We start from the raw sequence: 17,608 nt of genomic DNA, 5'->3' as shown, positions 1-17,608 counted from the left end.
CGTCCGATGGCACAATAGACGCTGACAAAGATAAGGCAGGGACGCCCGAAGGGGATAAGCAGAAGGCCCAGCGCGATACAAACGTCAAGCAGTTGTTTGGAACGGTCATTCCCAATCTCCAGGAAGGCATCAGCGGTTATCTGGCAGACGATGATAACCAGGAGGCCGGTCGGATAACGGCCATAGCCAGGGAAATAGTGACGGATTATTATACATGGAAACATTTCTTTACCGAAACAGGATCGCCTAAACCAAAAGCGGAATCCATGTTTGATATATTCAATAATCTAAAAAAGAACAGCGAGATAGATCGGGTCCTTAGAGATGTAGCGGGATATAGCGACGCATCAGACAGGGACGGAATAATGATGGCCATAGCCAGGGACATTGCCATAAATCACAGATATTGGGCAAGGTTCTTTGACGCGAATGGAGCGCTAAAAGATCCGGCGATGTTTGAGTTATTATTTAAAACATTCGCGGATAAAGGGTTTAATAATTTTGTCAAAACGGAGTTATCCATAACAAAATTGCTTAAACAGTCGCAGATAGACGCTATAAAAATAACTACTATAAGGGATGAAATTACAAAAAGGCTTAAGGCGGGAGATAAGAATATTTCATCCGATAGCCTTATAGGGGTTGTAAAACAATTCCTAATTGTTGAGGATGAGATAGCGCCTTATCTTAAAATTTTTTATGGCGAAAAGTTCAATATAGCCAATACGGATGGCGAGGATATGGGCCGTCTTACCGCGTGGGCAAATGCTGTTGTAAATAAAGAAGTGGATATGGATGCCTTAAAAGAGGTAATAAAGTTGTACCACGAACTGTGGTTGCCCGATTCGCAAAGGCCGATAGAGATTTTGAGAGGGCCGGATATATCCTGGCTCGCGAGCAAGGACTTCGATAAGAATATGAAGGTATCGCGCAGAGAATTCTTCGAATATGGCGTAAAGATCCAGCAGCTCTCCCGCGGTTATTTAAGAAGAGACATGATGTTTGACGAGATTGTCGTAAGAGTTACCGAATACGGAAAAAGCATTAAAAGCCTTATGAGGGGCGACCGTATCATATTCGATCTTGGTAGGAAAATAACAGATTGGCATACGGAGTCGACCTTCCGCAGCGTGTTGTCCAAGGGTAAGGACGAGGCATATAACAGAACAACCGGTCCAGAGCAGGAGAGGAGAAGGTTTGTATTATGGGAAGGCCGGCATATGCTCAGGATACTGAGCGATGACGAATGTGCCTATTGGGAGAGCAAGTTAGGCAATATGCTTCCCGCGAATCAAGGGCTCTTTTCTTCTGACCCGGAAAAGGTTGAAGATGTCAGGGACCTTTTCGATATCTCCGCGTCTGTGATAGACATAGCAAGGTCTTTGGAATTCAGCGAGATCGATTATACCCCGGACATGTTTAGCAGGGAAAAAATAGACAAATACATTATCATGAGGATGGTCACAAGGCCCGTGGAAAGAAAGCTTTCCAACGGAGAAAAAGACATGCCTCTGCCCGAATTCTTTAATGAGATGTTCAGGGTACATAATATCGACAAAGACGGCATAGTCAAAGGCGAGCTTGAATATTGGATGAATCTGTTAAGGCAATATGAAAGAGGTGAGCGTGACAGCAGCGGTAATAGGCTCGGGATCTCAAGAAGCCAGATCAAAGCCCTTATTAACGATGCCGCTGCTATTACCAGCGAAGTCGCGAAGGATTGGGGCATTACTTTACCGCTGAGCACAGCGGAACTATTACGTGAAATATATAGAGTAAGAAAGAGCGGTTGTATTGAATCGCTGGTATTAATGGAACGCTCTGTCGCTGATAGCCTGGTCGCGAAAATAATAAATGGCGAAATAACAGGATACCCCACAAAGAAGGACGTAAAGGATGCTTTAGTCGAATATATCAGCGGAATAACGGATCCGGAAGAAAAGCTAAGGCTGCAGAGATTTACATCGCCTACCGAAGATAGCAATGAGCTGGATGAAAATCAGAAAAAAATGAAAGGGATTATAAATGGCCATATATTGTGGGAAATAGAGGAGCAGGTCCAGGAAAAGATGAGAGAAACTGTGGCTGGAAGCGAGCCGGAGGTTAGGGATTACATTGAACACAGAGAGGGCATGGCCAAAAGAAATGAAAAAGCTATTTTAAGATATGCTGATAAATTTGCGGGGACCATTGCCGCTTTAGTGATACTTTTTGCCGCTTTGGCGATGTTATTACAATGGCGTAACAGGGTAGCGCGGTTAAGGCCTGCCAAGAAGGATATTGACCTAGGTGCCGCCGGCCCTTACAGAGGAAATATATTAGGCAGAATACGAAATAAAATTGATGCGTTGAAAAAAGAACGCAGTGAAATCAAGGCAGCCGTCGCAAAAGCTAAGGAGAGCATGGTGAAAGAAGCAGCCGAAAAAGGAAGAGTAGCGCCTAATTTCCCGGCCCGTTTCCAGCTGAAGATGGCAGCCGTTTTAGCGGGTGCCACCCTGTATGTAGCTGCCAGATTTTTCTCGTTCAACTTTTTTGCGATCGTTCCGCAGTTCTCTCTTGTTGATTTGGTATTGTTTGCATTATTAGGATGGTGGCTTAACAGGGTCTTCTTCGCAAGGGTCTTGAGTTTCCATAAGAAAGCCACTCTTAAGGAGATGATGAAAAATGTTGAGCATGAGGATTATAGGGACGGCGTTCCCGAAGATCATAGGTCATTTATTACAATACCTACTATGGGCGCGATAGACCCGGCGTTGAGACAACTGATAACAGATACATTCAGAAATTGCCGGGACAAGAAAAAAGGCAATATAGGATTTATCGTATATAACGCGAAACCGCCGAATGAAGAAGATGAGGCAAATGCAAAGATAGTCCAGACTATTGTAAATGAGTTTCGTGATAAGGGGGAATTGCTCCCGAGTGAGGGTATTTTATATGTTGATAGGGATGTAGCCAGAGCCATAATAAATCTGGACAAGAAATTCCTTTCTCTATCCGATCTTTTAAGGCTTATAGGCCAGGGGGTTGTAAAGCCGGAAAGCGCCGGTGAATTGCATGTGGGCTATAAGCTATCTCACGATGTATTTTTAAAAGGAGCCTATGCGACAGCTATCTCAACCATTATAACCTGGGTATCTTTACCGGTATTATTCGGTTTTTCAGCCTTATCGGCCATAGCCGTTGGCATGACTATCGGTATAGTTATAGGCACGGCATGGGCCATATACGTCTCAGGCGAAAAAGGCTCCCATATTTTAGAGGCCAAAGGATACGATATGCCGAAAAGGCCCATGATAAACAAAATATGGGGCGACATGAGGCTGTTAGGGTTTAAGTCCCCGGCAGGATTCGATCCTAAAAAACCGCTTCTTTACACCGATGTTCTCGCTAATCTGGACCCGGTCACACAACGGGCTCAGCTTGTCACTCCGGAAGATAAAAAAGAGGGGGAATACCTTCCCCCTTGGGCGATATTTACGCTCGATAATAAGAACGGCGCGGGTATTCCAGATCCCAGGCCGGTATTTGTACGTGAAGCAAAAGAGGAACTTATGGGGGAAGACAACTTAAATCCAACGCCTGAACAGATTGACGCAAGGGCAAGAGAACTTGATCCTATGGTCGATCCGATAAGAAAAATAATAGAAGATGGCGCCGCGCATCCCGAAGTCACATTCGTAACGCCATATATTTATATAACCGCGGACCTTGAGCCGGATATCGGCATACCCGAACCGTTTGTGCCGGCGCCCGAAAGCCGCACTCCGTATGCTCAATATTTGGCGACAGCCCAACAGGCTGTGGCGCACTTTGAAAATTCGATGATGTTCAATCTTAGTAATGCCCCTGTTACCATATGGCATTCATTGATAATAGGCTCTGTAATAGGCCTTACATTAGGAACGCTATTTGGCGGGTTAAATTTAGCTCTTATAGGATTTAGCGCAGGCGGCTTTATTGGGCTTGTTTTAAGACTGATCATAAAGAGAAAAGATAATGCATGGAATCCTACCAGCTCTTTCTACGGCAAAGGCCTTATCGTTATTCAACCATGGTTGAGAGGAATAAAAAGACCCGATAAACCACCTATATCTGAAGCTTTTTCATTAAAGCGTCTTGCGAGGCCGTTTAAAGAAGGCATCTATCTGTACGGGCCAAACAGATTTATTTCCCCGCTACCAAGATTATATTTTATAGGTATGTTAGGAGGGACATCATTAGGATTATTAGCTGCGTATTTTTTCGGAGTTTCTTATTTTGGTACATGGGCATTGATAGGCATGTCCGCCGGTCTTTGGATATTCGGCGGCAAGGAAGGCATGTATCATTTCGGCGTATTTTTAGCCGGATATTTCCAGGAATTATCTCATGATTACTTCGAGTGCACTTTTGGCAGGGTTATGCATTCAGTGCGGGCTATGATATTTGAACCTGCCAATGCCAATGCAAAGGCCCAGGAAGAACGCGAAATGAGATGGTGGAAAGGAGTTGTCTTGTACATATACCATATCTTCACGGCCGGGGTTGATATGCAGCAAAGATATCTCATGAGTATATGCGTTATGATGTATATGATAGGCCCGATATTTGTATTATGGTTGCGCCAATCCTGGATAGCCCAGACATACTCCGGTATTGCGGATAAGATACAGCCTATTCAGAGGCTTCAGGAATACGGCCAGCAAACTTTATCCAGCCTGGCAAACGGACAATGGCTGGGCATAGCTTTATTGGTTATGACCATATTGGGAGTCCTTGTGTTAATGGCCTGGGCCTATCATAAGTCAGAGGCAAAACATCCGAGATTTGCTAAAGCAATGGAAAAGTTAATAGGCTTTACCTATATGATAAGTCCGATACTTATACTCTTATGGATCAATTCTCCCATGGCGCAAATATTTGCCGGTCCAATATTGAACGCGACCGGTCAATGGCTGGCTATCGGCCTGCTTATATTCATGATCATAGCCATGGTCATAATGACCCAGATATCGACAAAAGAAGAAACAAAGCATTACGGTGCTGTAAGTATAGCGAGGAAGCTCGGCCTATTACATTTTGCCAATGCCACATACCTGACCAACCCCATATATGATGTACTGCGAAACATGAAGGGACTGTTTGAAAGGTCCGTCGCAGGTTTCCCTGACATGCCGAGGAAGATAAACCAAATCGAAACAGCAGTATATGCGATTACAACGATGGGCACCACGACAGCCCTTATGTGTTATTTTCAGTCCTATTGGATAGGGGGCATAGCGCTATCCATTTTTGCGTTTCTTACAATAAAGCGGTTGATGGGCAGATTCATCCCTACGATGTGGGTAGTCGCGGGTATCATGCTTGCGGTTTATATGGTTTCGCCTCTCTGGGTAACGGCACTTTTTAGTCACTGGATGCCTATCTGGGCAAATTCATCTTTTGTAACAGAACTTCTTCCGCCTTTTATCAATCAGCCATTAAGCAGCATGCTTATGTCGTGGGTGACCCCATACCTTGTCTCTGTGCCCATAGTTGTGTATCTGCTTAAAAGGACGGCATATCTATATAAGTTATTAAACGCGCATAATGTGGACGAAGGACCGGTAGTGTGGGGCGCCTTTAAAGAGACCGGCGCTAAAACCGCGCGCGAGACCTTTATACAGGCCGCAATAGCCAGAAAATGGACTCTTATAGTAGGAACAGAGCTTATGATAGAAGCCGCCCTTTACTGGTCTAACTACTGGCCGTTTATCTGGGGTATAGCTATTTTCTATTCATGGTCATTCGGATTCTTCTATAGGTGGTGGACTTCCAAGCCAAATTATCTGTTTGAAGGTAATGTAAAGCGCCTGACCCCATGGAATATGATTAAATCGCTCCCGAACTTATGGTTAGATGATTTCAGGATATATGTGGCTGGAGTAGGCGGTGAGTTATATAACGACCTTAAACAAAAGGTGCCGGAGTTTAGTACAAAAGATAAGATTCCCATAGATGATTTTAGAGAAATAAAAACAAAAAAAGAACTTAAGGATCTGCTAAAGAAATTCTTTGCGAAGAAAAAAGAAGCAAGAAAATACGGATTAGGGGACATTGCTTTAAGGGCAAAAATGTTAGCCAATAAATTATTTACGATAGGGTTTATTGCAGGTGTAATCATTGCAGTGCCTATGATAGTGTTTACAGTATTTTATTCTGTCGGGATTGCATCGGGCTTTATCATAGCGCTAAGTCTTGCTCTTTTCTTCAAAGGCCTGATAAGGCTTGATGTAGAAAAACGAGCTACCAGAGTTTTAGGATGGGTATATTTTATTGGTAGCTTCGTATTGGTGGGTGTATTTTTGTACACTGCTGTGCAGGGAGACCTATTTGGGTTAGATTGGATGCATTGGCTCAAAGGCCCTGGCGTTACAGATGATTTTTCCGTGGTGTCGGTCGCATTTGCCATCCCCGCTTTGTTCGGTTACGCGCTAGCTTCGGTATTTTTGTTTTTGGGGTGGCTATTCGATGCATTGGGTTTTGGAAAGTTGTGGTTATATGACAAAGTCATTAAACCGATTTGGCAAAATCCGTCTCTATCAAATTTGAAAAAATCTCTTTGGCCAGTCTCACCGATAAAAATTCCTAAAGTAACACCTTCGCAAGATAGAGGCAAGGGATCGGTTCGTTCAGCGCTGAAGGCGATGTATGAATTGTTTAAAAATGAAAGTGTTACAGTGAATCAGCTTATTGAATCGAGGCAGTTCTCCGAAACAACGGTAAGGAAAGAGCTCGAGATGCTCGAATTGCTGGGTCTTATAGACGTAGATAAGGGTTCCAGGATATACAAATATATGCTAAAATCCGAAATTCGCAACTTATCTCCTCCGCAGTTAGATTATATATTAACTATCCCCGAACTCGACCGATATGAAATCCCGCAGCAGGATATACAGAGGATAAGAGATCAAATTGATAATTATCTATCATATCAAGATGTTGTTAGATCCGGCAATATACAAAATATATTCGACTTCTTCTACCGCATAACAGATCTTAGTAAGCTCAAAGATGTGAAAGGCGGCGCGGCGTTCCAGATGGCGGATGGTTCCTACATGGATATGCTTATGCACATGAGAGAAGTTATCCATTCCCTGCAAATGCTCGAAGATAATAGCTATGATTATTTTAATAACAGAAGATATCCTAAGGATGGCAGAGAATTCAGTCGTGAAACGTTTGCAAGGGTAAAGGCTGTTTATGATGAGCTTATGGCAGATCCCTCTTACAGAGAAACATTACAGGTCTTTGTTGCCCTGCACGACTATGGCAAGATCTGGGGTGAGGACCATTATATAAATGGCGCGCGCGAGGTCGAACCTCTACTGCATAGGATAGGAATGGTTGAAGATAAGATAAAACTCATTCAGACACTTATCTTAAGACATTCCGATCTCGGTGAACTATATCTGGGCGAATCTGTCCCTGACGAGGATATTAAGTTCCTGAAAGAATCAGGTTTCGATGTAGATAAATTTTTGAAGATGCAGCTTATCCTGCATGTCTGTGATGTAAATTCTGTTGGTCAGGGCCGTCTTACTGCCAATCAATTAGAAGAATTTGTCAAATATACTGATACCGGATATCTTGGAACAATGCAGGGCCAGTGGGGCAAAGGGCGCCTCGTTAACCTGATGGGGCTGGAATCTGCGTCTACTATGGAATTATATGAAATAATGGCGTTTCAAGTTGTAAGAGCCGCGTACAATGATATTCCTGAAGAAGAAATTACCGGCTTTAATCAATTCATGAACAATATGAAATTCCGCCGTCTCGTATTCCTTGTGCGTAATATGAATCCTGAAAATATTGTCAAATGGTTCTATCTCATGTATCTCGCGGCGAAATTAACAGATGCGAGGGCGGGTCAAAACGTAGATTTTATTTGGTTTACGTCGGATAAAGAAGCCGCTAAGATAGATACCGCGCTGGCCACTCTGACTCTTGCCGATATTAGCGGTATTAAATTTACTAAAACAGCGATAGAAATACCCGCCACAAATACGGTTATCCCGATCAGATTAGATATCGATAATAAGGCGCTTGTTGTTGATACCGCAAACATGACAGTTGCTAAGCCTATTATTGCCGAACAGGCCCGTCCGCAGGCCCCGCCGGTGCTTGTTGAGCAGATATTTGCCCGATATGGAAGGGGAGAAATAAAGCAGGTAACGCAGCTAATACCGGGAATGGCAGAAAGCCAGCCGCAATTAATTGAAACTAATGAGGATAAATTCGTCCTCGTAAAAAGCTCTTTAAGAAACACTCCTTCTTCGATCGAATGGGAGTGCTCTCTCTTAGAGCGCTTAAAGAAAAATGGATTTATAGTTGTTCCACAACTCTATAGAACATCCGGAGGCGAACCATTTGTTAAAGTAGGCAGTGATTTCTACAAATTATATGAGTTTAGGCCGGGTGCGCATGTTAATTGGGGAGAGATTAAAGGCGCTAAGGCCAAAGAAGCCGCAAAAATTCAGGCATTGTATCATAATGCTGTTAGAGGTGCCCAGCCCGAAGGATTAAATTTAGCCACTACAGAAAGACTATATCCCCTCGCTGAACCATCAAATCCATCCGAGATGCGCGCGTGGTTCCACAAGGCGAGAGATTCACTGCCAGATGAAATATTGCAGAAGTATCTCGGCCAACTGGCTTTCTTCGAATCACAACTTGATAAACTTGAGAAAAATGCTCTGACTAATGGTTATGCAGCCCTCCCCCAACTTATTATCCACGGTGATTACAATTCAAATAATATACTTTTCGAAGGCGATAATATCTCCGGACTAATAGATTTTGATTATACAAGAAAAACGGCCCGTATAATTGACCTTGTCAACGGCGCGATAAATATAGATTGGAACAGCAGCGATCCTCTCAAAGATTTGATAGCCTACCTGCGCACTTATCAAGAAAATGCAGATGATAAATTAACCATAGAGGAATTGAAGGCCTTACCCGACGCTTATCGTGCGTGGTTCCTTGAGGCGATAAGTATGTCTATATATTGGATTTATGCCAAACGGCCACAAATTTCCGAACAGATGATAAAAGATATGATTCAAGGCAATTTAAATAATATAAAGGCCCTTGACGAATCCATTAAACGCGGCGATTGGGAGAAGTTATTTGTAGAGTTGTCCGCACCTGTTATCAAAAAACCCCAGACGCCGTCTGAGACACATATAGAGCCGCCTTCACAGATGGAATCAGATGGCCAGACGACCTGGTTTGGGCGAATACGCCTGCGCCTGCACAACCTTTTAGGTTCGAGAGGTATACCGTTTAGCCATTGGAACGACGTTTCCGCTGTTATGCGCGCTACGGTAGACACTGATGCCGAACAGTTTAATTATTGGCCGATACAGGGCGAGAAAAAAGTTCTTATAGCTACGCGTCTTAGAGAAGGCGTAGAAACAAGAATAGAAGGTCTTGTTAAAAATGCTGTCCCGGCGGCCGATATCGTATATAAGATTACCCAGGAAGTATTTTTGCCTGATAACAGAAGGGTGACATTGGTAATTTACTGTTTTGAGCTGGAGAAGGAAAAGGACATCGATAAGCTTAAAAATATTCTGGCAACTACAGATAGAAATTACAGAGGCTATGCCACAATGCCGTCTTATTCCACTTCGGGATTAATAGCCGTTCTCAAGAGAAGTGAAATTCCGATAGAAGTACCTGCGAGCTTAAATGTCCAGGAAGATGAAAATTTAAAAGGAAGGGCAGAGCAGGCTATCCGCAGATTAGAAACGACAATGAATGAATTAGGCGAAGACGCAAAATTGGTAGATCCGGCCCTTAAGTTCGTAAAGATGATCAGTAGGCCTTTTGATTATAATGCTCATAAGGGAATGAATGGATTAACGCACCTTGCCAGCACTCTGAAAAACACTCTGGAGAAAAACAGAGAGGAAATAAGGGTGTGGGATGACAAGATAGCCGAGAGTAAGGAAAGGCTGGAGGATTTGGAAGCCAGATATGCCAGCAATGGAATAAAAAAGGAAGATTTTGAAAAAGAGCAAGATTTAATTAATAAAGAAATTTTAACTATGTCAAACTCGCGCGATGTCGCGGAGATGATATGCAACGCGATGTCCCGATTCTGGTTCAATCTGGTAAATCAAGACGGGGATTATGACAGCCAGGCATTGGGAATTCGGGCGATAGGGGACATTGAAAAGAAAGCGCCGCTGATCATATTCGCCGAATTTATAGATCCTTTGGAGATAAATGCCTTAAGCAAAAAATACGATATCGAGGGAATAGTAACGGTTGAAGGTGCAACTACCTCGCATGGCGCTATATATGCGAAAAATAAGGGTATTCCTGTTATCGTTATTGATGTGCCGGATAGCCTTAAGGTCAAGGGTGTGCCGAATAGCAAGGCTTTCATCAATGAAATATCCAGGATTATAAAAGAGAGCAAGGCCCGTAAGGGCAAGGTAATTTCCCGCATGGTTCTTATGCGGTCCGACGTGGCTGGAAATGGAGAGGTTGTTCTTCGTCCCAGCTTGTCCACGGTAAAAGTTTCTTATGGCATATTGCTGCGGGAAGTGGCGTTTGATACATTTGCCATGCAGCAGACAAAAGATAGATGTGAGAATGTCCCAATAGGCCAGACAGAGACTACTACCAGCTTATATGTTAACGCGGATAGCGAAACCGAGATACAGGAGGGTATTGAAAAATACAAGGCCGCGGGCGTGGGCCTCGTGAGGACAGAATACCTATTTACGGATGAAAACATTTTTGAACCCCAAAGGCCTGACATTAAGGGCAATAGAATAGTCAGGGAATACCTTGAATCTCCCGCCGAAGAGAAGCGTGAACAACTAAAGGATCACCTGCGGGAATATTTCTTGAGAATCGCGCGGGCTGCTCAAGGCGCGCCTGTTACAATAAGGACTCTTGATCTTCAGCCGGATAAAAAGAACCTTATACTCCAGAAGGTTAAAAACTTAAGCGGAATGGAATTTTACAAGTCACCTTTGGGCAGAGACATTTTGCTCATTCAGCTTGAAGCCATAATGGAAGCCCGTCTCTTAGGCGTTGATAATCTTAAGGTGATGTTTCCGATGGTAAGCAGCATAGATGATGTCGGATATCTGATAACCAGAGACGAGTCTGTATGGGCATCCGCGAGGTTAAATGTCGTGATGGGATCTACCCCAATAACGCAAGACGCGCGCTATGATGTTAAAAAAGCGCATGCCATTATAGGCAGGATCAACAGTATCAAAAAAGGAATAATGGTAGAAACATCCGTGGCGGTCGATAATATTAAATTACTCGCGGCCGTCAATGAGATAGACTTCTATTCTATAGGCACGAATGACCTTTCGAGCTATGTTATAGGTAAGGCTCTTGGCAGGAAAGATGGAAAGTTGGACAGGGATAACCCGCTGGATAAGCAGTATCTATCCCGCCTGCAGCCGGTTGTGCTGGAAAAGATAGCCGCTATTATCGAAACTATACGTGATGAAAATAGGGAGAGAGCTGCTGAAGGCATGCCCCGCAAAGAATTATCAATATGCGGAGAGATGGCGAGCTGGTACGGTTTCGAGTTATTTATAGCAAAGAAGATGAAGAAATTAGGTATCAAAGAAGGCGAGGTTCCGCTTAGTTTGAGCATGTCAGGCTATAGGGTACCTCATGTTAATGTTTTCTTGAGAAATATTGTTGAGGAAGATTATGCGGGAATTGACACATTTCTTGCCGACGCGGTAGATGAAGTAGGCCCGCGCTCGGTAGATTACGTCGCGAATAATATTGTTATAGGTATTTTTGATAGGATTTACCAGGATAGGAAGATACATGATATTGTTACGCGCGAGTCTGCCCCGCGCAGCGAGAGTGAACTGGCAAATCCGCCGAAAGAAGAGCGTTCATTGCGTACGCTGCAATTGATATTGGCCAGAAACGGGGTGCTGAAAACATTGCCACTATCAAGGCCCGGCATGGCGATTACGCCTCTTTTGGCGTTCCTGGTGCCATTGATCGCGATTGCTATTCTTCCATTTATCCATAGTGTGCCGTTACAGATTGGCATATGGGCTCTTGTGGTAGGTCTCGAGGGAGTCTATCTCTTATCCTTACTAAAGGTAGCCGAGGTGTTGCAGCCGGCCCGTGCGGAGCCGAATGTTATTATAGGTATACCGGCAAACGGGTCATTCGATGCTATGGAAGAAAGAGTCAGGGAAGCCCTCATGGCAGCGGGGGCTAATCTGGAAGTAGCGAGAATGGATGAAAATGAATTTGCTAAATTGGCCAAAGCCAGGAATTTCAGAGGCATATTTATAAAAGATATTTTCTATATAGACAGCCCGCGGAAATTTGTGGGAGATATTAAAGCGGCGAAGTTAGCCGTAGATTATGAAATTCTTCTTACCATGAATGACGTAAGCGTCAATACGCGTGAAGAGTTATCGGCGGCAATAAAGGCAATTCTGCCTAATATCGCGAGCGTTAACGCTGCTGATATATTTAACCGGGCCCAGGAGGTATTGGCCGCGCGGCCGGAGCTGGCAAGCCAGATTCCCGCGATACAAAAACTCATCGCTAAGCGCAAACACGAAATAGCCGGCATTTATAATGGTATGGCCATAGATAAGACCGTCAATTATGATAACAGGATAGCAGTGGCTACCACCGAAAAGATCGCGAAATTTGATCCGTTTACGTTCGACAATATCGAAACAGCCCAAAAGCAGGGCATAGTCAACGTATTCATATATGGTGATACCTTAAAAGATATCGATTCCGCGAAGAGATTTGTAAAGGCGTGCGGGTATAGGGGTAATATTGATGATCTGCGATTTATCGATAAGAGAGGCAAAAAGTATGAGCATATAGTTGCCGAAATAGCCGCTTTTCAGACAGGCTTGAAGGCGGAAAGCATCGGTATTAGGGCCGCGGCAGGTGAGTTTGCCGACGAAAAAGTCGCTAAAAGCAAACTCCTTGAAATACAGCCCATAGATATGAATGGCCAAGAGATGTATCCTGCCATGAATTCATATCAGGTATTGCTGAAAATAGTGCTTGCCGGCACCGGGGAGATAATAATACCGGGTGTATCAAAAGATGACGTGCGGGGCATATTCAAATATTTGCCGCGCGCGATCCCGATAGATTATGAAAAAGAAATAAGGTCGTATATAGAGGCCATTGAGATAATACGCACGGCAGCATAATTTATGTAGCAATACGGGGATTACCCCCTCGTCTGCCTTCGCTCTTATAGAGGGTCCGCCAAGCAACCCTCTGTAGGGGCGGAGGTGGGCTACATGATAGTGAATCTAAAAATAAGGAGAAAAGGTGATAATAAAACCAAACTACATTAAGACTGTCAGCAAACTCGCCCGGTTAATTGACTCCAGCGATGCCTGCAGGCGCCGGCACTGTTACAAAGTGGAGCAACATTCCATACTGATATGCAGGGGATTAAGACTTCCGGTCAGGGATGTTAAAGTAATAAAGATAGCGAGCATGCTTCATGATATAGGTAAGATCGGAATAGATCTGACTGTAATAAAAAAGCCCGCTAAATTAACTATTGACGAATGGCAGCAGGTCCGCATGCATCCGGATATAGGCGCTAACATAATAAAACAGCTGGGCTTTCTCAATGAAATAATTCCCATAGTAAGGCACCACCACGAGCGTTTTGACGGCGGCGGCTATCCCGATCCGGGCATGATGGGCACGAGTATCCCTATCGGCTCCCGCATCATATCTGTCGCGGACGCATACGATGCCATGATCAATGACAGGCCGTATCGCAAAGCCATGACGAAGGACGTCGCTGTTGCCGAATTAAAAAGATGCGCCGGCACACAATTCGACCCGGCAGTGGTAAATGCGTTTTTGAGTGTGTATTAAATGGGATATTTCTATGCATAGATGTAAACTAAAACGTATAAAAGACAAAATTTCGAATTTACGCGCCAAACCGAAACGATTCAGTTTGGCGCTTTTGTTTAATGTTTATAAAAGAATTTTGTTTAAAACAGTTGCTGCTATCTTAGCAGTTACCTTTATCGCGCTGGATATAGCATGGGCGTATCCACCCGAACATAATGACGCTAACTCTACACTTGCCGTCCCTTCTGGTTTACAACAGGTGCCCATAGCCGAGCACGCCGCAAGATTTCAACAATCGATATTTTCCCAGGCCGAGTTATTAGGCTCCGTCTGCAGTATTGGTAAATATTTATTAGAAGACAACCTGCCCATCAAATATTTGGAACAAGTCATGACAGCAGAGCTCGGCAAGGCCGTGGGAGGTATAGACTTATCACGAGTAGTGGTTAAAAATGATGCTGTGTTGATCCCCTGCAAGATTAAAAATAAAAAACGCGTTGTGCAGATAGCGTTAAGGAGCAACGTTGCCTCTAAGAACTTGATTGGTTATGAGTGGTTCGTGTCTGATAGATATGTTGTAAAAGAGTTGCCCGAAAATTATGGGGGATCGTGGGCGATAATGACAACGTCCGCGTTAACAGTTGAGACAAGAGTAGGAGAGAAAAAACCCACGGATTCGCCACAAGCGCCAAAATGGAACATGGACGAGCTGGTTGATCTTTTGGGGGCAAAACCATATTTGGATAGCTCGATCATCGCTTCTCGGCTAGGGATAGATATAGAAGAGCTCATTAAGCTTTACAGGCGTATCAATTCTCAACCCAAATTACGGCAGTTCATAATCAGAGCTGCCAAGTCTGTGAATCCTGGTTTTATGAATGAGCTCAAGATGGTGTCGGAAGATCCAGACAGATTGTCCAAAATAGTTAAAGGAGAATTGGTTTATCCAATGATATTGGAATTGCACCCCGGTAAAGTATGCCCAAGCTCCTGTGTTATGTGTGGCTCCGTCGGATTTAAATATGAAGGGACAGAAAAGAGCTGGCCTGTATTAACCTTGTCAAGAATGAAAGAATTAGCTAAGGAGTTTGCTGACAATGGAGGTCGGCAGCTTTGGATTTCCGGTGGGCAAGAACCATTTATTCATACAGGTACAGCAAATGTCGTAGAATATGCCGCAAAAGAGATAGGGCTGGAAACGCATGTTTTTAATAACGGTATTAGCTTAAGGCAAGACGACTTTGATAAAGTGCTCAATGCGGCGTGGGTACGGTTTAGTATAAATGGCGCTACGAAAGAAACGTACAAGGCTGTGCATGGTGTAGACCAATTTGATAGAGTGATTTCAAAGGTTAAGGCTTTTGTTAAAAGAAGGAATGAGATTGGGTCGAAATGCAAGATAGGTATATCGTTCATTCTTGTTCCAGAAAATTACAAAGACCTTGTTGAAATGGCCAAATTGGCAAACGAAATAGGCGTGGACTTCTTTTTCGCCGTCAGATTTTTCCCGGATCAAAAAAACGAGCGCCCGGGTAACTTTAAAAAAGTTAGAATGTTTACTGAGCAAGAAGCCCTTGAGATAATACGGATGTCTCAAGAGCTAAAAAAGTTGAAGGAAGATGGCAAGTTTCCGAACATGAATTATGCTACGCCGGGAATGGACATAGAAACGCTTACCGGAGAAAAGTTATATGATATAGAGGACGCCGAAGCGACAACTTGCAGGGCACGACTTCTGAAATTGGGCGTCAATCCTTTTGGCAGGACATATTACTGTGAATATGCAGAACATCCGCAAAATGCCAGAAAAGATCTGGAGACAGGGAATTTGGCGGTAGAGGATCTGCGCAGCGTAATAGCGCGTAGTATGAAAAAAGAGAACACATACGATGGCGACCGGTGCCCCTTCTGCCTATATCACGAGAGGAACCTTAATGTCGTTTTAGGGAAACTTATCAAGGACGGTAATGATGGTGTATGTTTGGAAGACCAGCCGTTGATTGGTACAGATACTGCTGAGGCAAGAGAAGGGCCGAAAGTTGCAATATCCGCGCCTGTAACGGAGATAAGTGTTCAGGGAAAAACTTTTAGCATAAAAGCAATTTCTCGCGCCACTAAGTTATTGGCTGTTCCGGTAATCACCATTACCCTATCTTATTTTTTCAGTGATTTTTATGCCTCCCTATTCGTAGTTAAGTCCTTTACCTGGAAGGCAACAATTGCTGCGACTATCATAGGCGGCATAACATTGGGTGCCGGTAATTATATGGCACAGACCGCAAGAGGAGAATCGATCAATTGGACCAAGACATGGAAGTGGGCAGTTGTCGGGGCGATATTGATAGGACCGCTCACTTATGGCATATGGTTCCCATATCTATGGAGGTTGACCCAAGGGGCGGATATATTATTTCCTCTCATTGACTTGGGTTTATATGCGTCGCTCGTATTTATTCCGCTTGAGTTCCTTGCACAGAAATATTTTGTTTCTAAAGGCGAGCCGACCCCGGGATTTTGGAGTGCGGTGAAGTCAAGCTTACGCGTGTCCGGATTAAATTTTGTCTGGTTCTTTCCCATCCAGTTGATAGGGCTGGCAGTCAAATCGGATTGTATAGTTCTATTTGATGCCAATGCCGGGATCATCTGGGCAGGCATTTTAGTTTATTTATTGGAGTCCTGGAAAATGTTAGCAGACCGCAAGCAGGTCGAAACAAAGAAACCGGCTATTGCGGCCGTGGCAGACGGTATGACAGAAGAACATAAGAATACTGAAATAAAACAGATAACGCTCGACCCCGAATTCCATGGCAATGAATTTATGCCGCCTCCGGTAGCAGAAAACAAAGCGACACAGCTTTTCAACCTTGTCGAGTCGGTGCTGAATAATGAGCGCGTCAAATTCATAGAAACAGGTAATAAGATTAACGCCAGTCTTGATAAGGATATGACGGTAACCGAAATAAGGGAAAAGGTTGAACGCGCCATATCGATCATTGAAGTGTTGGAGCAGGAAAAAGTTTCGGCTGAAACAAAAGCGGCAATAGAATCTTTAAAGAAAAATTTTGCCCAATTCGAAGCGGATGGCGGAGTGGCATCCCTGATCATTCTTGCCCGAAGGGCAGCCAGGGAGAACCAAAAACTCATCATAGGCCTTGAAACAGACTGGATACCGGGCCTGAGCGTAAAAAGCAGTCTGCAGAAGCAGGCATTAAGTGCGCTCATGAAAGAGATAGATGAAATCGCTGGAGCGTTGAGATCTATGGGGCTGGATAATATTGAGATCATCCATGGAAGCGGTGGCGATCTGGCCGGATTGCTGACAAAAGCCGCTAAAGACAGCAATGCTAATATGCACAACATTGTTGTCATGGCGTCGGTCAATACAATAAATTCCGCCAGTTTCGAGCCTTTAAGGAATGCGCCCGAAAACGATAGGCCGTTTCTTGCAGGCATTGACCCTACGGAACTCATTAGATTCTATGAGGAATTTGGAGAGGCGACAACTAAACAGCTTTATATAAGATTGACGAGCCTGCTTTATACGTCGCTTGAACTCGCGGCAGGTAAAGAGCCACCCCAACTTCAGATAATCGTGTCTTACGATAAAAAGATGAGGATTGTCATATTCCTGCCAAGAGCAGAACCGAAAGACTACGAGATTCTAAAAAATACCTACGCGGCTGAGAAAACAGCGCTGCAAGCGGCATAAGCGAGGAGGGGA

At 44.0% G+C, this 17,608-nt stretch carries 3 protein-coding genes; all 3 read left to right on the top strand.

Going from position 1 to position 17,608, the window contains the following annotated elements; genetic code table 11:
- The first annotated feature begins 92 nt into the window (after positions 1-92).
- A complete protein-coding gene (locus tag Q8R38_00840) occupies positions 93-13,217 on the top strand; it encodes a putative PEP-binding protein (protein MDP3790578.1) in 13,125 nt (4,374 codons plus the stop codon).
- Positions 13,218-13,341: 124 nt separating this feature from the next.
- Positions 13,342-13,905, top strand: coding sequence for an HD domain-containing protein (locus Q8R38_00835; GenBank protein MDP3790577.1), 564 nt, complete (start codon positions 13,342-13,344; stop codon positions 13,903-13,905).
- Between the two features lie 13 nt (positions 13,906-13,918).
- The gene (locus Q8R38_00830; protein ID MDP3790576.1) at positions 13,919-17,596 is read left to right on the top strand and encodes a radical SAM protein; all 3,678 of its coding nucleotides are present in this window, start codon (positions 13,919-13,921) and stop codon (positions 17,594-17,596) included.
- Positions 17,597-17,608: the final 12 nt, after the last annotated feature.

The sequence above is a fragment of the Candidatus Omnitrophota bacterium genome (assembly GCA_030695905.1).
In the GTDB taxonomy this organism is placed as follows: Bacteria; Omnitrophota; Gorgyraeia; order 2-01-FULL-45-10; family 2-01-FULL-45-10; genus CAZHPY01.
This window is presented reverse-complemented; position numbering and strand designations above follow the sequence as displayed.